This is a genomic window from Massilia sp. 01N410 (genome assembly GCF_056399665.1).
Genome location: NZ_JBFTRV010000078.1, coordinates 1 through 423, shown reverse-complemented (window position 1 = coordinate 423; position 423 = coordinate 1). Strand labels below are relative to the sequence as shown.

Sequence of the window (423 nt, the reverse complement as noted above, 5' to 3'; positions counted from 1 at the left end):
GGGTGGCGCGGGTTGGCGCTCTCGTCCAGGACGCGCTGATTGAAGGCCAGCCACGACAGTTCGCGATTGAAGAACCGCTCCGGCGAGGCCAGCAGGTCCTCGTCCAGGGTCAGGCGCGCGCGATCCTCGGGCGCGGTCTCCACCTTGTGAGGGGCGGGCGCGAGGGCGGCGGCGTCTGTCATCGTCTACTCCAGGGCAATGCCCGGCATGGTGGACGAGCCCGATGACAGCCGCAAGACAAACAGGGATTTGTTCAAGAAAAGCCGGGCTTTCGCCCAGTCTCGTTCAGTCCTCGAAGCCGTCGTCCTCGCCGAACGCCAGCACCTGGGCGACGAAGGCCCGGGTGATCCCGCGACCGCCTTCCGAGGCCGCTTCGTCCAGCAGCGCGACCAGGGCCACGGCTTCGGGCGCGCTGCGCGGGAT

At 68.6% G+C, this 423-nt stretch carries 1 protein-coding gene; it reads right to left on the bottom strand.

All coding sequences use genetic code 11. The features are described 5' to 3' along the window. The coding region (locus AC1DOP_RS27325; protein WP_477254429.1) for a hypothetical protein at positions 1-182 on the bottom strand (182 nt) is incomplete at its 3' end. Positions 183-423 lie beyond the last annotated feature (241 nt).